Source organism: Actinoplanes couchii (genome assembly GCF_016862075.1).
Lineage (GTDB): Bacteria > Actinomycetota > Actinomycetes > Mycobacteriales > Micromonosporaceae > Actinoplanes > Actinoplanes couchii.
On sequence record NZ_BOMG01000106.1, the window covers coordinates 25197 to 46183 of the forward strand.

17 protein-coding genes, 2 tRNA genes and 1 pseudogene are annotated in these 20987 nt (G+C 68.8%); 8 read left to right on the forward strand and 12 right to left on the reverse strand.

Annotated features, from left to right (window positions below):
* Positions 1-31: 31 nt before the first annotated feature.
* Genes Aco03nite_RS43280 through Aco03nite_RS43295 form a run of 4 tightly spaced genes read right to left on the reverse strand, consistent with a single transcriptional unit; the run spans position 32 to position 4941 of the window.
* On the reverse strand, positions 32-1927 hold the full coding sequence (locus Aco03nite_RS43280) for a glycoside hydrolase family 127 protein (RefSeq protein WP_203807216.1): 1896 nt from the start codon (positions 1925-1927) through the stop codon (positions 32-34).
* Positions 1928-1937: 10 nt separating this feature from the next.
* Complete coding sequence (locus Aco03nite_RS43285; RefSeq protein WP_203807218.1) at positions 1938-2747, reverse strand: carbohydrate ABC transporter permease; 810 nt, start codon at positions 2745-2747, stop codon at positions 1938-1940.
* 2 nt (positions 2748-2749) lie between these two features.
* Positions 2750-3694 carry a carbohydrate ABC transporter permease gene (locus Aco03nite_RS43290; RefSeq protein WP_203807220.1) on the reverse strand — a complete coding sequence of 315 codons (945 nt, stop codon included), beginning with the start codon at positions 3692-3694 and terminating at the stop codon, positions 2750-2752.
* 2 nt (positions 3695-3696) lie between these two features.
* Positions 3697-4941, reverse strand: coding sequence for a sugar ABC transporter substrate-binding protein (locus tag Aco03nite_RS43295; RefSeq protein ID WP_203807222.1), 1245 nt, complete (start codon positions 4939-4941; stop codon positions 3697-3699).
* Positions 4942-5093: 152 nt separating this feature from the next.
* On the opposite strand from Aco03nite_RS43295, the gene Aco03nite_RS43300 reads away from it, so the two are divergent.
* Together Aco03nite_RS43300 and Aco03nite_RS43305 are read left to right on the forward strand one after the other, a co-directional pair.
* Positions 5094-6092: a LacI family DNA-binding transcriptional regulator gene (locus tag Aco03nite_RS43300; RefSeq protein WP_203807225.1), complete on the forward strand. Its 999-nt coding sequence runs from the start codon at positions 5094-5096 to the stop codon at positions 6090-6092.
* A 191-nt stretch (positions 6093-6283) separates the two neighbouring features.
* On the forward strand, positions 6284-9769 hold the full coding sequence (locus tag Aco03nite_RS43305; protein WP_203807227.1) for a LamG-like jellyroll fold domain-containing protein: 3486 nt from the start codon (positions 6284-6286) through the stop codon (positions 9767-9769).
* 42 nt (positions 9770-9811) lie between these two features.
* Here Aco03nite_RS43305 and Aco03nite_RS43310 read toward each other — a convergent pair whose 3' ends face one another.
* From Aco03nite_RS43310 to Aco03nite_RS43330, 5 genes are all read right to left on the reverse strand, one after another.
* Positions 9812-11074 carry a hypothetical protein gene (locus Aco03nite_RS43310; protein ID WP_203807229.1) on the reverse strand — a complete coding sequence of 421 codons (1263 nt, stop codon included), beginning with the start codon at positions 11072-11074 and terminating at the stop codon, positions 9812-9814.
* Positions 11075-11204: 130 nt separating this feature from the next.
* Positions 11205-11277, reverse strand: a tRNA-Ser gene (locus tag Aco03nite_RS43315).
* Between the two features lie 8 nt (positions 11278-11285).
* Positions 11286-11359: transfer RNA gene (locus Aco03nite_RS43320), tRNA-Arg, on the reverse strand.
* Positions 11360-11408: 49 nt separating this feature from the next.
* Positions 11409-11762, reverse strand: coding sequence for a DUF1304 domain-containing protein (locus Aco03nite_RS43325; protein ID WP_203807231.1), 354 nt, complete (start codon positions 11760-11762; stop codon positions 11409-11411).
* 31 nt (positions 11763-11793) lie between these two features.
* Positions 11794-12918, reverse strand: a complete 1125-nt coding sequence (locus tag Aco03nite_RS43330; protein ID WP_203807233.1) for an acyl-CoA dehydrogenase family protein — start codon at positions 12916-12918, stop codon at positions 11794-11796.
* Positions 12919-13027: 109 nt separating this feature from the next.
* On the opposite strand from Aco03nite_RS43330, the gene Aco03nite_RS43335 reads away from it, so the two are divergent.
* Positions 13028-14410: an aldehyde dehydrogenase family protein gene (locus Aco03nite_RS43335; RefSeq protein WP_239145917.1), complete on the forward strand. Its 1383-nt coding sequence runs from the start codon at positions 13028-13030 to the stop codon at positions 14408-14410.
* 161 nt (positions 14411-14571) lie between these two features.
* Here Aco03nite_RS43335 and Aco03nite_RS43340 read toward each other — a convergent pair whose 3' ends face one another.
* Positions 14572-15204 carry a GntR family transcriptional regulator gene (locus Aco03nite_RS43340; protein WP_203807237.1) on the reverse strand — a complete coding sequence of 211 codons (633 nt, stop codon included), beginning with the start codon at positions 15202-15204 and terminating at the stop codon, positions 14572-14574.
* Between the two features lie 66 nt (positions 15205-15270).
* On the opposite strand from Aco03nite_RS43340, the gene Aco03nite_RS43345 reads away from it, so the two are divergent.
* From Aco03nite_RS43345 to Aco03nite_RS43355, 3 genes and pseudogenes are all read left to right on the forward strand, one after another.
* On the forward strand, positions 15271-16287 hold the full coding sequence (locus Aco03nite_RS43345) for an LLM class F420-dependent oxidoreductase (protein WP_203807239.1): 1017 nt from the start codon (positions 15271-15273) through the stop codon (positions 16285-16287).
* A gap of 1 nt (position 16288) precedes the next feature.
* A complete protein-coding gene (locus tag Aco03nite_RS43350; protein ID WP_203807241.1) occupies positions 16289-17206 on the forward strand; it encodes an oxygenase MpaB family protein in 918 nt (305 codons plus the stop codon).
* Between the two features lie 68 nt (positions 17207-17274).
* Positions 17275-18534, forward strand: a pseudogene (locus Aco03nite_RS43355) (M14 family metallopeptidase); the annotation flags it as partial.
* Here Aco03nite_RS43355 and Aco03nite_RS43360 read toward each other — a convergent pair.
* Positions 18534-19055, reverse strand: a complete 522-nt coding sequence (locus Aco03nite_RS43360; RefSeq protein ID WP_203807245.1) for a hypothetical protein — start codon at positions 19053-19055, stop codon at positions 18534-18536. The pseudogene Aco03nite_RS43355 and the gene Aco03nite_RS43360 sit on opposite strands and share 1 nt — an antisense overlap.
* Before the next feature lie 88 nt (positions 19056-19143).
* Here Aco03nite_RS43360 and Aco03nite_RS43365 point away from each other — a divergent pair, with 88 nt between their 5' ends.
* Together Aco03nite_RS43365 and Aco03nite_RS43370 are read left to right on the forward strand one after the other, a co-directional pair.
* Positions 19144-19929 (forward strand): S1 family peptidase, encoded by a 786-nt coding sequence (locus tag Aco03nite_RS43365; RefSeq protein ID WP_203807247.1) that lies wholly within the window; start codon positions 19144-19146, stop codon positions 19927-19929.
* Positions 19930-19978: 49 nt separating this feature from the next.
* A complete protein-coding gene (locus Aco03nite_RS43370) occupies positions 19979-20434 on the forward strand; it encodes a pyridoxamine 5'-phosphate oxidase family protein (protein ID WP_239145918.1) in 456 nt (151 codons plus the stop codon).
* Here the strand turns inward: Aco03nite_RS43370 and ybiA are convergent.
* The gene (ybiA, locus tag Aco03nite_RS43375; RefSeq protein ID WP_203807249.1) at positions 20424-20978 is read right to left on the reverse strand and encodes a riboflavin biosynthesis intermediates N-glycosidase; all 555 of its coding nucleotides are present in this window, start codon (positions 20976-20978) and stop codon (positions 20424-20426) included. The genes Aco03nite_RS43370 and ybiA overlap by 11 nt on opposite strands.
* Positions 20979-20987: the final 9 nt, after the last annotated feature.

Here is a 20987-nt window from a genome sequence, read left to right on the forward strand (position 1 = left end):
TTCACCTCGGTGGGGATGAGGGGACGGGGATTCAGTCCTCCCGTGCGGCCAGCGGGATCCAGACCCGCATCGGGCCCGGCTCGCGGTTGGCCCACAGGAAGTAGGGGATGGCGGTGACGGTGTCGGTCGCCGCCGGCGGGACGGTCCGGGTCAGACCGCGATAAAGATCAACTGCTTCTGGCGGCCGTACGCGGACCAGGGCGCGCAGTGTCACCGGGGACAGACCACCGCTGTGGTACGCCACCGAGATCGGCGCGGACGGATCGAGTTCCAGGTCCTCGAAGAGCACGTCAGGCGTGTCGACGTGTTCCAGGCAGTACACCAGCGGCCCGCGGACCAGGGCTGCCGTGCCCCGCACCGCGTCCACCCGCGGGTGCGCGGCGACCAGCCGGGCCGGCATCGCGAGCGTGAGGATCACCTGGTCACCGGCGTGCCAGATGCGGTGCAGGCGCAGGTACCCGTCCTGGGCCAGGACCGGCGCGACGGTGCCGTTGATCGTCAGCCGCACGTCGGAGCACCAGGCCGGCACCCGCAGCGACAGCGCCCACGGCTCGTCGTCGGTCGCGGCGACGGTGACGGTGATCTGCTCGTCCCACGGGTACCGGGTGGTCACCTCGACCGCCCGGCCGGCGCTCTCGAACCGGCCGCTGCCGTACAGGTGCAGCTGGAGCCCACTCTGGTCGCCGGTCGCGGCGTAGGTGTGCAGCGACGCCATCAGCCGGGCCAGGTTCGGCGGGCAGCAGGCGCACTCGTACCAGTCGAGGCGGTGCCCGGGCGCGTTCTCGCCACCGCCGTCGTGTCCGGTGCGGCGCTGCAGCGGGGTGGAGTAGAAGAACGCGTCCCCGGCGACCGCGGTGCTGGCGGCGACCGCGTTGTGCAGGACCCGTTCCATCTCGTCGGCGTACTTCACGTTCCCGGTGGCCAGCAGCAGTCGCCAGCCCAGCTGGAAACTCGCGATGGCGGCGCACGTCTCGGCGTAGGCACGGTCCGGCGGCAGCTCGTACGCGTCGCCGTAGGCCTCGTCCCGGTGCCGGGAACCCTGCCCGCCGGTCAGGTAGGTGCGGCTGTCGATCGCCGAGTCCCACAGTTTCCCGGTGACCGCCAGCAGATCGGTGTCGCCGGTCTCCACCGCCACGTCGACCGCCCCGGCCAGCAGGTACAGCTGCCGGACCACGTGACCGGCGACCTCGTCCACCGACCGCAGCGGCTGATGGTCCTGGTAGTAGGCGGCGCCGAACCGGCCCTCCCCCAGCTTGCCGTGGCCGCGGTTCGCCACGAACCGGGCGGCCAGGTCCAGGTACGGGCGGTGGCCGGTGACCCGGTACAACTCGGCCAGGGCGGTCTCGATCTCCGGGTGGCCGTCGACCTCGTCGGAGGACCCGTACCGGCGTACCAGAAGATCGGCGAAACGGCGCGCGACCGCCACGACCTGCTGGGCCACCGCATCGCCGGGCGCGGACCGGGCCGCCGCCACGGCCGCCTGGATCAGGTGACCGGCGGTGTACATCTCGTGGCTGAAGTGCAGCTCGTTCCACTGCCGGTCCCGGGTGGCCGGCTCCTGGTAGAAGGAGACCAGGTAACCGTCCGGGTCCTGGGCCTTCTCCAGCAGCGCGGCGGCCTCCTCGCTGAAGGCCTGCGCGGTCCCGGACCAGAACGCCGCTTCCAGGGTCTTGTGCACGTCGGTGTCGGCGAACCAGAAGCCCCGGTACTCCGCGTCGCTGTCCCCGGTGACACGCCGCAGATTGTCCAGGTTGCCGTAGGTCTCCACCCGCGCGACACAGTGCGGCAGGGTCGCGTCGGCGTTGCGGGCCTGCCAGCCGCCGAGCAGCCCGTCCGGGTCGAGCCGCACCCGGTTCGCGGGCAGCGGCCGAAGCCTGCTGATGGCCTCCGGGGTCGGTACGACAGGGCCGTGGAGTTCAGAGCTCATGGGTGTTCCTCTAGTCCTTGACGGCGCCGGCGGTCACACCGGCTGCCACGTACCGCTGGGCCAGGATGAGCAGCAGCGTCGCGGGGATGGAGGCGATCACGGCGGTTGCCATGATCGCGTTCCACTGCTGGTTGTTGTTGCCGATGTAGTGGTAGATGCCGAGGGTGATCGGCTGGGCGTCGCCGCCGCCGTCCAGGGTGGTGGCGAAGACGAAGTCGGACCACGCCCACAGGAAGGCGAACAGGCTGACCGTGACGATCGCGTTGCGCGACACCGGCAGGATCACCGACACGAAGGTGCGCCAGGTGGTCGCGCCGTCGATCATGGCCGCGTTGATCAGCTCGTCGGGGATGCCGGACATGAACGCGGTGAAGATCAGGACGCCGAACGGGACCGCGATGGTCGAGTCGGCGAGGATCAGGCCGGGCACCGTGTTGAGCACACCGAGTCGCAGGTAGATGGCGTAGAAGCCCATCGCCATGATGATTCCCGGGATCATCTGGGCGATCAGCAGCACGAAGCTGAGCGCGCCGCCGCCTTTCGGGCGCAACTTGGCCAGGGCGAACCCGGCCGGCGCGGAGAGCACCAGGGTCAGCAGCACGGTGCCGAGACCCACGATCAGGCTGGTGCCCAGGTACGGCAGCTGCTGATCGATGACCGCGCGGTAACCCTCGAGCGTCCCGTCGTACGGGAAGAGGTGGGGTGGATCGGCTCGCATGTTCGTGTCCTTGGTGAAGGACACGTTGAGCATCCAGTAGACCGGGAACAGCATGATCGCCGTGAGGATCAGACCCAGGCCCGTTTTGAGGTGCTGCCGCATCCTCACTGGTTGAGCCTCCTCTGGAAGCGGATGTAGAGCAGGCCGAAGAAGAGCGCCATGATGATCAGCAGGTTCCCCACCGCGGCGCCGGGGCCGAACTCGGGCAGCAGGCTGCCGAAGCTGAACCGGTAGGACCAGGTCGCGAACGTGGTCGACGCGTCGGCCGGCCCGCCCTTCGTCATGATCCAGATCAGGTCGAAGACCTTCAGCGTGTAGACCAGCCCGAGCAGCAGGGTGATCGCCGAGACCGGCCGCAGCAGCGGGAACGTGATCCGCCAGAACCGCTGCCAGCCGGTCGCCCCGTCCAGGGCCGCCGCCTCGTAGACCTCGGCCGGGATCGCCTGCAGTCCGCTGTAGAGCACCACCAGGTTGAACGGGATGCCGATCCAGACGTTCGCGATGATCACGCTGGTCAGCGCCCAGTCCGGCGAGGTCAGCCAGTTGACCGGCTCGACACCGAAGAACCCGAGGAACGCGTTGACGATCCCGGAGTCGCTGTTCAGCATCCACGCCCACGTCGAGGCGCTGACGATCAACGGCAGCAGCCACGGGACCAGGAACAACGCCCGCAACGTCGCCGACAACCGGAAACTCTGGGCGAAGAACACCGCGAGGGCCAGCCCGATGGCGAACTGGAACGCGATACTGACGAACGTGAACACCACCGTGTGCAGGAACGCCGGCCCGAACGCCGGATCGGCGAACACCTCGCGATAGTTGTCCAGCCCGGAGAACGGGGCGTCCCCGCGCACGAACGACCGGACCGTGTAGTCACGCAGGCTCAGGTCGAGGTTGCGGTAGAGCGGGTAGGCGTAGAACGCGATCAGGTAGATCACGATCGGCGCGCAGAACGCCCAGGCGGTCCAGTGACCCCTGCTTCTCCGCCGCGGCGCCCCCGCCCCCGCCGAAGCGGAGGCGGGAACCCGGGTCAGCACGTCCTGGGCCATCGTTACTTGGTCGCCGAAGCTGCCGTGGTCTGTGCCGTCTTCAGCGCGTCCGCCGGAGTGGCCGACCCGCTGAGCGCGGCCTGGAACGCGGTCCACAGCGGCTGCGAGATCTTCGGGTACTTGGTGCCGAGGTCGTCACTGGTCCGGCCCTTGGCCGCCTTGACCGCCTCCACCCAGACCGTCAGCTCCTTGTTCTCCGCGACCTGCTTCTGCTGCACCGCGTCGGTGGCCGCGATGTAGGAGAGGGTGGTGTCCGTGGTCAGCGCGTTGTCCGCGTTGGTCAGGCAGGCGATCAGCTTCTCCGTGACGGCGTACCGGGCGGTGTCGGACTGCACCGGCGCGGTCACGAACTCGCCGCCGGTCGGGGCCGGCGCGGTGCCACCGGACTGCGACGGGATGGGGATGATCCCGTACTCGAATCCGGTCTTCTTGGCGTTGGCCAGCTGCCAGGTGCCGTTCTCGCTGAACGCGAAGTCACCGGCGGCGAACTCCTGCCAGCTGGTGGTCTGGGTGTTGTTGAGCACCGAGTTCGGGGCCAGCCCGTCCTTGAGCCACCCGGTCCACAGGTCGAGCGCGGCGACACCCTGCGCGGAGTCGAGCTGGGTCAGGTTCGCCCCGGAGCCCCAGAACCACGGCAGGAACTGGAAGCTGCCCTCCTCGGTGCCGATCGCCGAGAAGGTGATGCCCTTCTTGCCTTTCTGTTTCACGGTTTGGAGTGCCGCGGTCAACGACGCCCAGTCCTTGATCGTCGCCGGGTCGATCTTCGCGTCGTCCAGGATCTTCTTGTTGTAGTAGAGCGCCAGGGTGTTGGCGCCGATCGGGATGCCGTACGCCTTGCCGCCGATCTGGCCGGCCGCGAGCAGGTTCGGCGAGACCGCGGCGGTGTCGATCTTCATCTCGTCGGTGCTGGTCAGCACCCCGGCGTCGGCGAGGGTGGACACCACCGGGTTGTCGACGATCAGCACGTCCGGCGAGTTGTCCTGTTGTGCGGCGAGCAGAGCCTTGTTGGTCAGATCGGTAGTGTCGTAGCCGGTCCGCTTGACCGTCACCCCCGCTCCGGTGCCGCACTCGGTCAACAGCTTCACCCAGTCCGACGAGCCGTCGAACTGCGGGTACGGATCCCAGATCGTGTATTCGCCACCGGCGGCGTCAGCGCCGTCGCCGGTGCCGGCTCCGGTTCCGGTGGAACAACCGGTCAGTAGACAAGCCGTGAGGGCGAGTGCCGCCGCGGCACGAAAGGTGGTCATATTCGGGTTCCCCTTGCACATGGAGGAAACGCTTAGGAAATCGATTGCCTAAACGCTAAGTAGCGACTTGCTCGCATGTCAAGAGCAAGTTACGGTCACGTGAAACGCCTCTTCGGACGCGTTAGGAAACTGGGGAGGAAACACTGAGCACCATGGATCGCGCGGTGACCATCAGCCAGGTGGCCGCGCTCGCGGGGGTCTCCACCGGCACGGCGTCCAAGGCACTCAACGGGCGCGGCGCGCTGCGGCCGGAGACCCGGTTACGGGTGCAGCAGGCGGCCGAGCAGCTCGGTTTTGTCGCCAACGCGGCGGCCCGGTCGCTGCAGACCGGGCGCACCTACACGGTCGGCATGATCACCACCGACAGCATCGGCCGGTTCAGCATCCCGCTGCTCATCGGCGCCGAGGACGCGCTCGGGGCCGGGCAGATGTCGATCTTCCTGTGCGACGCCCGGGACGACCCGATCCGCGAGCAGTACTACCTGCGTACGCTGCTCAGCCGCAAGGTCGACGGGATCATCGTGACCGGCCGCCGCACCCAGGCCCGCGCCCCGATCGGGGTCGGCCTGCCGGTGCCGGTGGTCTACGCGTTCATCAGCTCCGCCGACCCGGCCGACTGCTCGGTGGTGCCGGACGAGGCGGACGGCTCCCGGCGCGCGATCCGGCACCTGCTGGCCGTCGGCCGCCGCCGGATCGCCCTGGTCACCGGCCCGGAGCACCACCATTCGGCGAGCGTGCGGGCGCGCGCCGCCGAGGACACCCTGGCCGCCGAGGGGCTGCGCCCGGCGGTGCCGACGCTGTACGGCGAGTGGAGCGAGGCGTGGGGCCGGCAGGCCGCCGGGATCCTGCTGTCCACCGGCGCCGACGTGGACGCGGTGTTCTGCGGCAGCGACCAGATCGCCCGCGGGCTGGCCGAGGCGCTGACCAAGGCCGGGCGGGAGATCCCGCGGGACGTGGCCCTGGTCGGCTTCGACAACTGGGACGTCATGGTCGAGGGCTGCCAGCCGCCTCTGACCAGCATCGACATGGACCTGGAGGGCATCGGGCGGACCGCCGCCGAGCAGCTTCTCGCCGCGATCAACGGAACTCCGGCGCACGGGCAGCACGCCCGCCCCTGCCGCCTGGTCCCCCGAGCGTCGACGGCGGTCTAGGCCACACCCGCCCACCCTGTTCACCACCGCCCGCCCGGCTTGCCGCGCTCTCGAGGCAAACGATTTCCTGCTGAGTCATTGACGAGGATCGCTGGGGTTCGTAACCTACCGGAAATCCCTCGTTGACCAGAGCGCGCGGCTCGTTGAGCGCGCTCTTTTGTTAACGCTCACATCACGCTTTGGAGCGATGCATGAGAGCCTGGAAGATCCCCTTGGTGGCCGCGGTGCTGATCGCCGGGACACCCGCGATCCCCGCACTCGCCGCCGACCTGCCCACCCCCGTCCTCGCGTACGAGTTCGACGGCGACAGCACGAGCAGCGACGTCATCACCGACAGCTCCGGCAACGGCCTGAACGGAACCCTGGTCAACGGCGCCACCGCCGGCCTCACCGACGGCGCGCTCACCCTGCCCGGCGGCGGCCCCACCTCGAACGGCGCCTACGTCACCATCCCCCGGCGCGCCCTGGAAGGCCGCACCGACCTGACCGTCAGCACCCGGGTGAAGTGGGACGGCGTCACCGCACCCTGGCAGTGGATCTACGCGCTGGGCACCGACAACACCCGCTACCTGTTCAGCACGCCCTACAACGGTGACGGCCGGCTGCGCAGCGCCGTCACCAAGAGCGGCGGCAACGCGGAATCCCAGGTCACCGGCTACACGGCGCTGCCGGCGAACCAGTGGCGCACGATCACCGTCACCCTCGGCGGCGGGCGGCTGACCTCGTACCTGGACGGGGTCGAGGTCGCCGGGACACCGACCACCGTGACGGCCGCCGACATCCTCGGCCCGGCCACCGCGCCGGCCGGTTTCATCGGCCGCTCGTTCTACCAGGACCCGCTCTTCGACGGCGCGGTCGACTCGTTCCGGATCTACGGCACCGCCCTCACCGCCGCGCAGGTCGCCGAGGACGCCGCCGTCACCCCGCCGCCGGCCGTCACCGGGCTGGCCGCCACCACGTTCGACGTGCGCACCACCATCGGCGTCGCGCCCGCCCTGCCGGCCACGGTCCGCGGCACCTTCTCCGACGCGTACGACCGGGACGTGCCGGTGACCTGGGCCGCGATCGACCCCGCGCAGTACGCGCAGCGCGGCACGTTCACTGTGACCGGCACCGCGGCGGGACGGCCGGTGACCGCCACCGTGACCGTGATCCGCGACGGCGAACTCACCGTCGACCTGGGCACCAGTACCGGGGCGTTCCACGGCGGCGCGTCCGGAACCCTCTACGGCCTCTACGGCGACGGGCTGCCCACCAGCAACCTGATCGAGGGCATGAACCTGCGCACCGTCTCGACCAAGGCGCAGGACGGACCGCAGCACCCCGGCGCCGACGCGCTGGAGGTGGTGAAGCCGCTCGCCGACGCGACAGGTGGTGACGTCTACGTCTACATGACCGACATCCACCGCGGGTTCCCCTACCAGTGGCCCGGCAGCACCCCGGACGAGAAGATCACCCTCTTCAAGCAGAAGATCGCCAAGCAGGTCGACCAGGTCTCGACCCTCGATCCGGCGTACCAGAAACGCATCGTCTTCGTGCCCTTCAACGAGCCCGAAGGCAACATGTACGGCACCGGCGAGTGGAGTTACAACAAGGTCAGCTGGCTCAGCGACCCCACCGACTGGTTCCGGGCCTGGGACGAGGTGCACGCGATCATCAAGGGCAAACTCCCGGCGGCCCGGATCGCCGGACCCAACACCAGCATCCTGTACGAGCAGGTCAAAGGCTTCCTCATGCACACCGTCGAAGCCGGCACCCTGCCCGACGTGATCACCTGGCACGAACTGAGCCACCCGGAGGCGGTCCGGACCAGCGTCGCGAAATACCGCGCCTGGGAAGCCGACATCATCGGGCGGCGACTGCCGATCAACATCAACGAGTACGCGTTCAACTACCACACATCGGTTCCCGGGCAGATGATCCAGTGGATCTCGGCCATCGAGGAGTCCAAGGTCGACGCGGACATCGCGTACTGGAACATCGACGGCAACCTGTCCGACTCGGCGGTGCAGGCGAACCGGGGCAACGGGCAGTGGTGGCTGTTCAACGCCTACGGGCAGATGACCGGGAACACCGTCCGGGTGTCGCCGCCCTATCCGGGGCAGAACTACTCGCTGCAGGGTGTCGCCACCCTGGACAAGCAGCGCAAACAGGCCCGGGCCATCTTCGGCGGAGCCTCGTCCGCGGGGTACGTGCGGTTCACGAACGTGCCGAAGTATCTGGGGAAGTCGGTGCACGCGTGGATCCGGGAGATCCCGTGGACCGGGCAGGTCGGTGACTCGGCGCAGCCGCGGTTGATCGCCGAGAAGAACGTGCGTGTCGTCGACGGGGCGGTGGCCTTCGAGTTCGGGAAACTGGACGAGGCCTCGGCGTACGAAATCGTGCTCGGACCTGGCTCTCCGGCGGTGAACGGCACGAGCCCGGCGCTGTGGCAGGGCTCCTTCGAAGCCGAGGACGCCACCTACACCGGCAGCGGCTACAGCAGGAACGGGCCGGAGGGGTCGCCGTCGGACGTGTCGAAGTTCTACACGTCCGGGCGGTACGACGTCGGCGGGCTGCGCACCGGCAGTGACGGGGTCCTCGACTTCACCGTCGACGTGCCACGGGACGGGATCTACGACCTCTCGGTGTTCGCGAACTCGCTCAACACCTACGACCTGGTACGCGAGCAGGGGCCGACCAACGTGTTCCTGCGTGTCGACGGGGCGGCCGAGCAGGAGATCTTCCTGCCGCTCGGGTACAAGTGGGCGGTCTGGGATCACGCGGACACCACAGTTTCGCTGACCGCCGGGCGGCACACGATCTCGCTGGCCGCCCGCAGCCTGGACCTCTCCAGAGCCACCAAGGGTGACGCGATCGTCGACCGGATCACTCTGGAGCTGCCGAACCCGGTCGCCACCGACCTCTACGAGGCCGAGCTGGCCACATGGGATCACGCGTCGCCGGCTGCCGGTGGTGTCTCGCTGGGACGTAAGGGCAGCGCGACGTTCTGGGTCTACGCCGAAGCCGACGCGGCACACGTCATCAAGACGGTCGGCAAGGACGTCTCGCTGACGGTCAACGGCATCAAGGTGTCCGGGCCGGCCGTGTCGCTGTCCGGCGGTGTCAACAAGATCGTCGTATCGGGGACCAACTCGCGGTCCTTCATCGACCGGATCGTCGTACGGCAGGACACCCGCGCGCTGCCGTCGGTCACCTACGAGGCCGAGTCCGCCCGGATCGCCGGCACCGCCACGGTCACGGCGAAATCCCTGGCCAGCGGTGGTTCAGCGGTCACCGGTGTGGGCGGCGCCCCCGGCAACACCAACACGCTGACGTTCGACGTGCCCGCCACGAAGGCCGGCACCTACGCGCTGCGGATCCGCTACTCCAACCCGGAGCAGGCGGTGGCCACCCACTACAACCCGGACCCGCTGGCCCGGCACGCCGACATCACGGTCAACGGTGGTACGGCGAAACGGGTCCTGTTCCCGCACAGCTTCCACGACAACAACTTCTGGGACCTGACCGTCCCGGTGACCTTGAAACGGGGCCCGAACACGATCAGCTTCCGCTCCGAGGAACTCCCCAACTTCGACGGCACCACGTACGCCTCCGACGACTGGCCGGACGTGCTGCTCCGCTCGAAGTACGCCCCCCTGATCGACAAGGTGACGGTGGCCCCGTACAGCCGCTGACCCACCGACGACGAAGGCCCCGGTCCCCGCGGACCGGGGCCTTCACCCGTCCTGGCGCACGAAGTCGATCAACGCCTTGTGCAGACTGCTCCCGACCAGCGCCGACACGAGATCGTCGCCGTCCCGCAGGAGGCGGCGGACCGCCGACCGCACGGCGGGCCTGCCGATGTCCTCCCGGTCCACGGCGGTCTCGATGACACGTCTGTCCCGTTGCGGCTGCGGTCGCCGCCAGAAGGCCTCGTCCTCCAGGAGCAGTTCCAGGGCCGTCAGCGCCTCCTCCTCCAACTCCTCGACGCGGTGGCCGCCGAAGCTGTTCGTCTGCCGGTTGTGGTCGCCGATCTGCACCACGACCTGCGAGTTCCGGCCGACCGTCAGCGAGATCTTCCGGCTCCGGTTCTCCCTCTTCTGCGCATCCGCTCTGGCGAGCGCCCGCGGACCGCACCCGAGCCAGAGCTGCCCGGCGCCGGAGACCTGGACGGCGATCGTCGCGGCCTCCGGGGACGGCAGTTCGGAGTCGCTGAGCAGCGCGAACAGACGCCGCGACGACTCGTCGCCGACGGGCTGCAGGATGCCCCAGAAGAAGCAGGCCCGCATCGCGTGCATGACGGCGCCCGCGGAATGGCCCGGATAGTTGTGGGCCAGCGAGGCCAGAGTGGATCCGGGATCACGCGCCACGGTATTGACCATGGATTCCAGGATCTCGGTCGATTCCCGGACCATGTCCCGCGCACTCTCCGCTTTCCCGGCCGACCCGGCGGGTGCGCGGTAGCTGCGGTACAGGGCGTTCGCCTTCAGATGCCAGCCGTCCGACGTTCCGTCGCTGTAGCCGACCGCGATGTCCCCGTCGACATACTTGGCGATGCACAGCTGAAACCGTAGCCGCGGCTGCGCGGGCTTGGGCTGACCCCGGCCCGCCCGGGGACGGGTCTCCTCGTTCTGCCGCTTCTTGAAGATCCAGATCGGGCTGTTCAACCGGGTCAGCGGGCTGTCGGTCGGTTTGAATCCCCGCCACTCCGCGTTGGCCCGCCGCAGATTCTCCAGCGGCAGCCCTTCCCGGAAATGGTGCACCCAGTCCCGCCACGGAGCCCAGAACCGATACATCGACAGCCCGAAGGTGCCGAGGGCGACGAGCGGGAACACCGGCCCGACCGGCCGGAGGAGATGGGCCAGCGCCACGTTGACGATCAGGATCGGCGCCAGGGCGAACGATCCGGCCACGAGCTTCGAAGGACTCTTCGGTAACGGCGTCCCGGCGACCAGGTCCTCGGGGTCCAATCGATGACTGTTCGCGGCGATCGAAGACAAGTCGGCCCATCCTGATCCGGTCAACCAGCGCAGACTCGGCACAGTGTATTCACCAAAACACTGTGAGTCACGAGTCGGATCCGCGACAGGACATTCACAGGCGTCATCGCGGGACGGCCGGGAGGAGGGTGTGGGCCGACCGGATTCGAACCGGTGTCCTCGACCTGAGCAAGGCCGCGCGACGACCTCTGCGCTACGGCCCACAGGGAGGTGGAGGGGACCGGGATCGAACCGGTGTCCTCCTCCTTCGCAGGGAGGCGCGACGACCTCTGCGCTACATCCTCCACCTCGCCGGCGAGCCTACCGGCCCACCGGCTTCGATGGGATGCCCGGCTCAGTGGGCCAGGATCACCGGGATCAGGGCCAGGACCGCCGGGACGGTCTGGGCGTAGAGGATGCGGCGGCTGGCGGTCAGGGCTCCGACGACGCCGGCCACCGCCACGCAGATCAGGAAGAAGACGATCGCGCCGAAGCCGCCGCCCAGCAGACCCCAGATCAGGCCGGCGGCCAGGAAACCGTTGTACAGACCCTGGTTCAGGCCCAGCACCCTGGTCTGCTCGGCGAACTCCGGCGTCAGGTTGAACGCCTTGCGCCCCTGCGGCTTGGTCCACAGGAACATCTCCAGGACCGCGATGTACACGTGGATGAGAGCCACGACCGCGGCCAGGACGTTCCCGATGATCAGCATGAGGGGCAGCGTACCGCCAGCCTGATCATGGTCAGAGACCGTAGGTCTTGCCGATGATGTCGCGCTGGATCTCGCTGGTGCCGCCGTAGATCGTCGACACCAGGGTGGCCCGGACGTGGCGTTCCATGTCGTACTCGGTGGCGTAGCCGTAGCCGCCCATCATCTGCATGCCAGCCAGCGCCACCTCGCGGGCCACCTCGGTCACCTTCAGTTTCACCATCGAGCTCTCCCGGGGCAGCACCTTCCCCGGATCACGGTCGGTCAGGGTCGCCACCCGGTGGACCAGCAGGCGGCAGCATTCGATCTCGGTGGCCAGGTCGGCGATCCGGTGCCGCAGCGCCTGGAAGCTGCCGACCGGGCGGCCGAACTGTCTGCGCTGCCTGATGAAGTCCAGGGCGTCGTCGAAGGCGCGCTGGGCGGTGCCGAGCATCAGCGCGGCCAGGATCAGGCGCTCCACGTTCAGGCCGGCCATCAGCTGCTGCCAGCCCTTGTCGACGGTGCCCATCACGGCGTCGGCGGGCAGGCGTACATCAGTGAAGTAGAGGTCGTTGACCTCTTTTCCGCCCATCGTCTCGATGCCGTTGATCCGCAGGCCGGGGGTGTCGGTGGGGACCAGCAGCATGGTCAGGCCGTGGTGGTCGCCGGGGCTGCCGGAGGTGCGGGCCACCAGCAGGATCGCGTCGGCGATGTGGGCGTTGGAGCACCATGTCTTCTGGCCGTCGACGATCCAGCCGTCGTCGGTGCGCACGGCCCGGCAGGACAGGTTGGCGACGTCCGAGCCGGCTTCCGGTTCGCTCATCGCGATGGCGTACACCCGGCCGTCGACCAGGCCGCCGAGGACGGTCTTCCGCTGCTCGTCGCTGCCGGAGCGCCCGACCGCGGCCGCGACGATGGCGCTGGTGGTGAAGCCGCCGACCGGGGCCTGGCCGTAGGCGACATGCTCCAGGAACAGGCAGGTGTCGACCATGCCGGCGCCGGAGCCGCCGAACTCGTCGGGGACGGTGACGCCGAGCCAGCCGAGGTCGGCCATCTTCCGGTACAGCCCGGGGTGGTGTGGGCCGTCGCCTCGTTGTTCACGAGAGCCGGCCTCCCGGCGGCAGAAGTCGTCGATCGCCTCGGTGAAAGCCTTCTGTTCGGGGGTCAGATCGATACTCATGTCGTCGCCTTCCGGGAGTTACCGCAGGTGATGATCTATGTTGACAGCGAACGTAACATATCAAATATCAAATTTAAGCCCCGCGAATCAAGAGCTCCCGGGAGTTGTCATGGGCACATCCATCGATGTCGTCGGAGCAGCCGTCGACCGAGCCCGGCCGGCCGCCACCTGGTGGGGCGGGCTCGGGTACAAGGAGCGCCGGGTCCACCTGCTGGCCTGGAAGCGGCACATCGCCCGGCGGATCGACGAACTCGCCGCGCTGATCGCCGCCGAGACCGGGAAGTCGCCCGACGACGCGGCCCTGGAGGTGATGCTCGCCGTCGAGCACCTGGACTGGGCGGCCCGCAACGCCGGCAAGGTGCTCGGCCGCCGCAAGGTCCCGTCCGGGATGCTGGCCGCCAACCACGCCGCCACCCTGGAGTACCTGCCGCTCGGCGTGGTCGGGGTGATCGGGCCGTGGAACTATCCGGTCTACACGCCGCTCGGCTCGGTGTCGTACGCCCTGGCCGCCGGCAACGCGGTCGTCTTCAAGCCGAGTGAGCACACCCCGGAGACGGGCGCGTGGCTGGCCACGGCCTGGATCGAGGCGGTGCCGGAGGCGCCGGTGCTGCAGGCGGTCCTCGGGGACGGGAGCGTGGGGGCGGCGCTCGTCTGGTCCGGCGTGGACAAGATCGCGTTCACCGGGTCGGCGGCGACCGCGCGCAAGGTGATGGCCACCTGCGCGGAGACCCTGACGCCGCTGGTGGTCGAGGGCGGCGGCAAGGACGCGATGATCGTGGCGGCGGACGCGGATCTCGACGCCGCGGCACGGGCGGCGGCATTCGGCGGGTTCGGCAACGCGGGCCAGACGTGCGCCGGAGTCGAACGCGTATATGTCGAGAAATCGGTCTTCAACACCTTCGTCGACAAGGTCAGCGCCCTGGCCGTCGGCGAGTTCACCATGACCACCCCGGAACAGCCGGCGATCGTGCGAGCACACGTCGAGGACGCCCTGCTAAGGGGTGGAAAAGCCGTAGTCGGCGGCGCCGAGTCCATCAAATCCGGAAATGTCGCCCCGGTGATCCTCACCGACGTCCCCGAGGACAGCATCGCCGTCACCGAGGAGACCTTCGGCCCGACGCTGGTGATCAACCCGGTGGACAGTGTGGCCGAGGCAATCAAACGGACAAATCACTCCAAGTACGGTTTGGCGGCATCGATCTTCACCCGTAACGCTGGCGCGGCAATGGACACGGCACGGAAACTGCGAGCCGGGGCAGCGAGCATCAACGCGGTACTGGGCTTCGCCAGCGTCCCGTCCCTACCCTTCGGCGGCGTCGGCGACTCAGGTTTCGGCCGCATCCACGGAGCCGACGGCCTGCGAGAGTTCTCCCGGGCCCAGTCGGTGACCCGCCAGCGCTTCAACCCGCCGATGGACCTGGTGCGCCTGGACCGCGACCCGCACACGATGGCCCGGGCGCTCAAACTGTTCCGGATGCGGCACGGCCGTTAGGTTTTGTCGCGCGGATCGCGTGGGAGCGAGGCGAGGTCCAGGTGGTGGCTGGCGTCAGCCGGTGGGAGGTCGCATACCGGTGTTGTATGTGGCCTTCCACCGGATGCCGTCAGGCGCCGGCTGGGCCACGCCGCAGCCCCACGCGATCCACGCGACAAAACCTAAGAATCCCAGATTCCCAGGTCGTCGAGATGCTTGACCAGGCGCTCCGCCCCGTCGGTGAAGTGCCTGGTCATCGCGGTCCGGGCGGCGTCACCGTCGGCCGCGGCGAACGCGGCGAGCACCGCCTCGTGATCGGCGCGCATCCCGTCCCGCCAGCCCGGATCGGACGAGTAGACCCGGGCCGGGGTGTACCGGGTGGCGGTGTGCAGGAACCAGCTGAGTTTCCGGGACCGGGCCAGCCGGTTGACGGCGCGATGGAACTCGAACTCGAAGGTCTCGACGTCGGCGGCCCGCCGCGCCCGCGCCACCTTGCTGTGGGCCACTGTCAGCTCGCCGAGCTGGGCTTCGGTGACGGCGGCGGCGACCCGGGCGGCCAGCTCGCCGGCGATGTCGCCCTGCAACTGGAAGACGTCCAGGATGTCCTGCCGGGACAGCGGGGCGACGACATAACCCTTGCGGGGTTCGAGTTCCACCATGTCCTCGCCGCGGAGCGTGAGCAGCGCCTCCCGGACCGGGGTGATGCTGACGCCGAGGCCGGCGGCGACCTCTTCGAGACGGATGCGGGCGCCGGGGCGCAGCTCGCCGGACATGATCCGGGCCCGCAGGGCGCCGGCGACCTCCTCGGAGAGCATGTCCCCCCACCTCTCGCTTTATCGGCCGTCACCGTATCAAATATCAAAAACGAGGAGGTGTGACCGATGCGCTTGGCAACGACGCTGATGTACTCCGGTGACCCACGGGCGGCCGCCGACCAGGTGGCCGGCTGGGAACGGGCCGGCCTGGACGTGGTGTGGGTGGCCGAGGCCTACGGCTTCGACGCGCCGACGATCATGGGCTATCTGGCCGCGAAGACCGAGACGGTGCAGATCGGGTCGGCGATCCTGCCGATCTACTCGCGCACCCCGGCGCTGATCGCGCAGACCGCGGCCGGGCTGGACGCGATCTCCGGCGGGCGGGCGATCCTGGGACTGGGCGCGTCCGGGCCGCAGGTGATCGAGGGCTGGCACGGGGTCGCCTACGACAAGCCGATCACCCGGACCCGCGAGATCATCGACATCTGCCGCCGGGTCTGGCAGCGCGACGTGATCACCAACGACGGCCTCTACCCCCTGCCGCTCCCCGACGGCCGGGGGACGGGGCTGGGCAAACCCCTGAAGATCCTCACCCATCCGGTACGACCGGAGATCCCGATCTACGTGGCGGCCCTCGGGGAGGCGAACGTCCGGATGACCGCGGAGGTCGCCGACGGGTGGATCCCGTTCCTCTATGTCCCGGAGCGGGCGGCCGGCGTGTGGGGGAAGTCGCTGGCCGCGCGCCCCGCCGAACGGGGACGGCTGGAGATCGTCGCCGGTGGGCCGCTGGCCATCGGGGAGAACCTGGAGCACCTGCGTGATCTGGCCCGCCCGATGATCGCGCTGTATGTCGGCGGGATGGGCGCCAAGGGCCGCAACTTCTATCACGACGTGGTCAGCCGCTACGGATTCGAGGCCGAGGCCGACCGCATTCAGGAGCTGTATCTGGCCGGGCACAAGAAGGAGGCCGCCGCGGCGGTTCCCGACGAGTTGCTCGAGTTGGGCAGCCTGATCGGCCCGGAGTCGTATGTGCGGGACCGGATCGCGGCGTACCGGGAAAGCGGGGTGACGGTCTTGAATGTCACCCCGCTGGATCCGGATCCGCGCCCGGCGCTGGCGAAGGTGAAGGAGATGATCAGCTGAGATGGGTCGTTACGACATCCGGGACCGGATCGCGGCACTCGATCCGGAACGTGACCATCTGGAGATCTATCAGCTCTCGTCCGGGCGGGAATTCCCCTGGGACTACACCCGGGCGCTGGAGTTCGCGCTGTTCCGCACCTATTGCGTGCCGAGCATCTCGAAACTGCTCACGGCGACCGGCGAATTCCGGGAGAGGCCACAGCGGCGGTACGACGACACCGCGCTGCTGATGGCCGAGATGGCCGCACACGGCTACGACTCGGAGCGCGGCCGGGACGCGCTGAAGGTGGTCAACCGGGCGCACGGACGGTACGCGATCAGCAACGACGACATGTTGTACGTGCTGAGCACGTTCGTCTACGACCCGATCGACTGGATCTCCCGTTTCGGGTGGCGACCGCTGCATCCGCACGAGAAGTCGGCGGCTTTCCACTACTACCGGGCCGTCGGTCACCGGATGGGCATCAAAGACATTCCCGATTCATACGATGAGTTCGCAGATTTCAAGGCCACCTTCGAACGGCGACATTTCGTCTTCTCGCCGACGAATCATGAGGTGGGAACCTACACCGTGGAACTGTTCGCCGCCTGGTTCCCGGCGCCGCTGCGGCCCGCGGTGCGCCTCGGCGTGCGGGGCATGCTCGACGACCGGATGCTGACGGCGTTCGGCTTCGATCCGGCACCCTCCTGGGTCGGTGCTCTGGCCACCGCTGGATTGAAGTCGCGAGCACGGGCTCTGCGATTCTTCCCACCGCGCCGCGAATCGGTCCTCGGGCGGCCGAAGCACAGTCGCACCTATCCCGGTTATCCGGCCGGTTATCAGCCCTCCGACCTGGGCGCTCCCCCACCACCGGCGGATCTGCCGGCCGAGCACCTGCGGTCATCACGTCAGGGTCAGGGGAATATTGACATGCCTTGATGCATTGCCGAACGTCGATGTCTGGGGGTTTGCTGTGAGCACCTTTCCCCCGATGTCGGAGGTCGTTCATGAGACGACGTTCCCTCGCGGTGCTGACCGCGGTCGCGTTGAGCGCGACCGCGGCGGTGTCCGCCTCCTCCCCCGCCGGAGCCGGGGCCGCCCCCGACCCGGCCGCCGAATACCAGGTCCTCGACGTCCGCACGGTCGCACAACGCAACACCATCCAGCGCACCGGCGCCGCGATCGACGGCATCGAACACTCGGTCGCCAGCATCACCGCCACCGGCGCCGAGGTCAGTAGGCTGCGGCAACTCGGGTTCACGGTGGAGTCGCCGCTGTCCGCGACGGCGTTCCCGCCGGCCGACGCGGCCTACCACGACTACGCGGAGACGATCGCCGAGATCAACACCGTGGTCGCGGCCTACCCGTCGATCGCACGTAAGCAGGTGCTGGGCAAGTCGTACGAGGGCCGCGACATCGTCGCCGTCAAGATCTCGGACAACGTCGCCACCGACGAGAACGAGCCCGAGGTGCTGTACGACGCCAACCACCACGCCCGCGAGCACCTGACCGCCGAGCAGGCGCTCTACCTGCTCAACCAGTTCACCGGCACGTACGCCTCGGACAGCCGGGTCAAGAACATCGTCGACACCCGGGAGATCTGGATCATCCCGATGGTGAACCCGGACGGTGTCGAGTACGACATCGCCACCGGCAGCTACCGCTCGTGGCGCAAGAACCGGCAGCCCAACAGCGGCTCCAGCTACGTCGGCACCGACCTGAACCGCAACTACGGCTACAACTGGGGCTGCTGCGGCGGCTCGTCCGGCACCACCTCGTCGGCCACGTACCGCGGGCCGTCGGCGTTCTCCTCACCGGAGACCAGGGTGATCCGGGACTTCGTGAACAGCCGGGTCGTCGGCGGCGTCCAGCAGATCAAGGCGGCGATCGACTTCCACTCGTACTCGAAGCTGGTGCTCTGGCCGTACGGGCACACCACCGCGAACACCGCGACCGGCATGAACGCCGACCAGTACAACACGTTCGCGACGCTCGGCCAGCAGATGGCGGCGACCAACGGGTACACGCCCCAGCAGTCCAGCGACCTCTACATCACCGACGGTGACTCGCTCGACTGGCTGTGGGGCGTACACAAGATCTTCGCCTTCACCTTCGAGCTGTACCCGGGCAGCGCGTCGGGCGGCGGCTTCTACCCGCCGGCCAGCGTGATCCCGGTGGAGACGGCCCGCAACCGGACGGCGGCACTGATGATCGCCGAGGCCGCGGACTGCCCCTACAAGGTGATCGGCAAGCAGGCCACGTACTGCTAAATGTTGAGGTAGGGCTCTTTCCAGGCGGCGAACCGCTCGCCCCACTCGGCCTGCGCGGCCCTGACGATCTCGTCCGGATCGTCGGTGGCCGCCAGGCCGAAGTGCGTGCCCAGCCAGGTCACGAACTCGTCGTGCGCCTCGCTGTGCCCGGAGTCGTCGGGCCGGTGGAAGTAGACCTCCTCGTGGTCCACGCTCGGCTCGGTGTCGTAGGTGAGCAGCCGTAGCAGGCCCCGCAGATCACCGGCGATCACGTGCTCGCCGCCCTCGTCGCCGAAGACCACCACCGGCAGGGCGGCCAGATCCTCCCGGTCGTCGGCACGCCAGATCGCGTAGAACGATCCGCCGCCGGTCGCGGTGGCGAACGGGATCAGCCGGGCCAGGAACTCCGGGTCCTTGGACCACCCGGCCTCGAGCCCGGACGTGTCGTTCCAGTCGTCGAGGCCGAAGCACTCGGAGTAGGCGCCGTAACCGGTGCCCGTCTGAAACTCCTGGAGAAGGCGCAGTTCAGGGATGCTCACCCGCCCACGATATAAGCAACCCGGGATGTTTATATCCATCAACGTCGATGCAATGATCGGTGCACCCCCAGACCTGAGGAGAACCGACATGCGCAGATGGCGAACCCTTCTGGCCGTCCTGGCCGCGGCGGTCACGGCAGCCACGATGTCCCCGGCGGCGGCCTCCGCCGACCCGATCACCCCGACCGTCGTCGGCGGCACCACCGCCACCCTCGGCGAGTTCCCGTTCATGGTTCGCCTGTCGATGGGCTGCGGCGGCGCCCTCTACAGCCCGACGCTCGTGCTGACCGCCGGCCACTGCGTCAGCGGCACCGGCACCAACACGTCGATCACCGCCACCTTCGGCGTCGTCGACCTGCAGTCGACCAGCCGGGTGACCCGCAAGTCGAACTACGTCTACCGGGCACCCGGCTACAACAGCACCGGTGACGACTGGGCGCTCATCCGCCTGGCCAGCGCGGTCAGCGGCACCAACATCGGCACCCTGCCGATCACCACGTCCACCACGTACGACACCGGCACCTTCACCATCGCCGGCTGGGGCGCCGCCAGCGAGAACGGCGCGCAGCAGCGCTACCTGCGCAAGGCCACCGTGCCGTTCGTCAGCGACACCACCTGCAACTCGTCGAGCATGTACAACGGGCAGGTCAACGCGGCCCGGGAGATCTGCGCCGGCTACACCGCCGGTGGCGTCGACACCTGCCAGGGCGACTCCGGCGGCCCGATGTTCCGCCAGGGCGCGTCCGGCCTGGTCCAGGTCGGCATCGTCAGCTGGGGCGACGGCTGCGCCCGCCCGAACAAGCCGGGCGTCTACACCCAGGTCAGCTACTTCTCGGCGGCCATCAAGGCCGCGGCCACCTCTCTGGGCGGCTGATTCCCCCTCCGAATGATCACCCCGGACTCCCCGGGGTGATCATTTGCAGGTGTCTCTCGAAGAAAGCATCCTGAACCTGCTGGCCACCCACAACATGTGCGTGCTGGCGACCACCGACCCGAGCGGCGCCCCGCACGCCACGCCGGTGCGTTACTTCGCGGACGGCTTCGACCTGATCGTCACGTCCCTCGGCGACTCCCCGAAGATCCGTAACCTGCGCGCCGACCCGCGGATGTCGGCAGGCGTCTTCGCCCCGCTGACCACCGTCGAGAGCAGCCGGGGCGCCCAGCTCTTCGGCACCGCCCGGATCCTGTCCCCCGGCGACGAGGAATTCGAATCCCGCTGGCGGATCGTCACCCCGCGCATCCACGAGACCGAACGCGACCGCTTCCTGGCCGACCCGGCCCGCTGCGTGCTGGCCGTCCTGTCGCCGGCCCGGATCGTCTACACCGACCACTGGCAGAAGCGGGACGGCCACCCCACCCGGCGCACCCTCACCCTGTGACGAGCTGGTCGCGGACCTCCATCAGGGCGAAACCGAGAAGATTCAGGCCCCGCCAGCGGTACGGGTCGGCAGCGCGCTCGTCGTCCCGGGCCAGCCCGATCCCCCAGATCCGGTCCACCGGGCTCGCCTCGACGAGGATCCGCTCGCCGCTGCCGGTCAGGTAGTCACGCATCGCCTGGTGCGCGGAGAACTTGGCCAGGTTGCCGGCCACCACGATCGGCACCCGCTGCTCGTCCCACACCCGCTGATCGAACCGGGCCACCCGCCCGCCCAGATTCTTGGCCTGCTGCGGGTGCCCGGCGGCGAGAATCCGCTCGGCCATCGTGTCGTCCCCGAACAGCACCGCCTTGCGCCACATCATGTAGTGCTCGGCGGTGGCGAACCGCACCCCGTCCACAGTGAACGCGGACGGGAACCACTGGCTCAGGCACCCGGACCCGGGAGCCCCGCTCTTCTCCGGCTGATGCCCCCAGAAGAACAGGTACTTTCCGCGCCGCCCACCTTTCAGCTCGGCCTTCAACCCGGCTACGTCCCGAACACTCATGGCCGCGAG

Excerpts from the sequence above, each read along its gene's own strand:
- Aco03nite_RS43280 (WP_203807216.1), bottom strand. The coding sequence starts at position 1,927 with ATGAGCTCTGAACTCCACGGCCCTGTCGTACCGACCCCGGAGGCCATC.
- Aco03nite_RS43285 (WP_203807218.1), bottom strand. The coding sequence starts at position 2,747 with ATGCGGCAGCACCTCAAAACGGGCCTGGGTCTGATCCTCACGGCGATC.
- Aco03nite_RS43290 (WP_203807220.1), bottom strand. The coding sequence starts at position 3,694 with ATGGCCCAGGACGTGCTGACCCGGGTTCCCGCCTCCGCTTCGGCGGGG.
- Aco03nite_RS43295 (WP_203807222.1), bottom strand. The coding sequence starts at position 4,941 with ATGACCACCTTTCGTGCCGCGGCGGCACTCGCCCTCACGGCTTGTCTA.
- Aco03nite_RS43300 (WP_203807225.1), top strand. The coding sequence starts at position 5,094 with ATGGATCGCGCGGTGACCATCAGCCAGGTGGCCGCGCTCGCGGGGGTC.
- Aco03nite_RS43305 (WP_203807227.1), top strand. The coding sequence starts at position 6,284 with ATGAGAGCCTGGAAGATCCCCTTGGTGGCCGCGGTGCTGATCGCCGGG.
- Aco03nite_RS43325 (WP_203807231.1), bottom strand. The coding sequence starts at position 11,762 with ATGCTGATCATCGGGAACGTCCTGGCCGCGGTCGTGGCTCTCATCCAC.
- Aco03nite_RS43330 (WP_203807233.1), bottom strand. The coding sequence starts at position 12,918 with ATGAGTATCGATCTGACCCCCGAACAGAAGGCTTTCACCGAGGCGATC.
- Aco03nite_RS43335 (WP_239145917.1), top strand. The coding sequence starts at position 13,028 with ATGGGCACATCCATCGATGTCGTCGGAGCAGCCGTCGACCGAGCCCGG.
- Aco03nite_RS43340 (WP_203807237.1), bottom strand. The coding sequence starts at position 15,204 with ATGCTCTCCGAGGAGGTCGCCGGCGCCCTGCGGGCCCGGATCATGTCC.
- Aco03nite_RS43345 (WP_203807239.1), top strand. The coding sequence starts at position 15,271 with ATGCGCTTGGCAACGACGCTGATGTACTCCGGTGACCCACGGGCGGCC.
- Aco03nite_RS43350 (WP_203807241.1), top strand. The coding sequence starts at position 16,289 with ATGGGTCGTTACGACATCCGGGACCGGATCGCGGCACTCGATCCGGAA.
- Aco03nite_RS43365 (WP_203807247.1), top strand. The coding sequence starts at position 19,144 with ATGCGCAGATGGCGAACCCTTCTGGCCGTCCTGGCCGCGGCGGTCACG.
- ybiA (WP_203807249.1), bottom strand. The coding sequence starts at position 20,978 with ATGAGTGTTCGGGACGTAGCCGGGTTGAAGGCCGAGCTGAAAGGTGGG.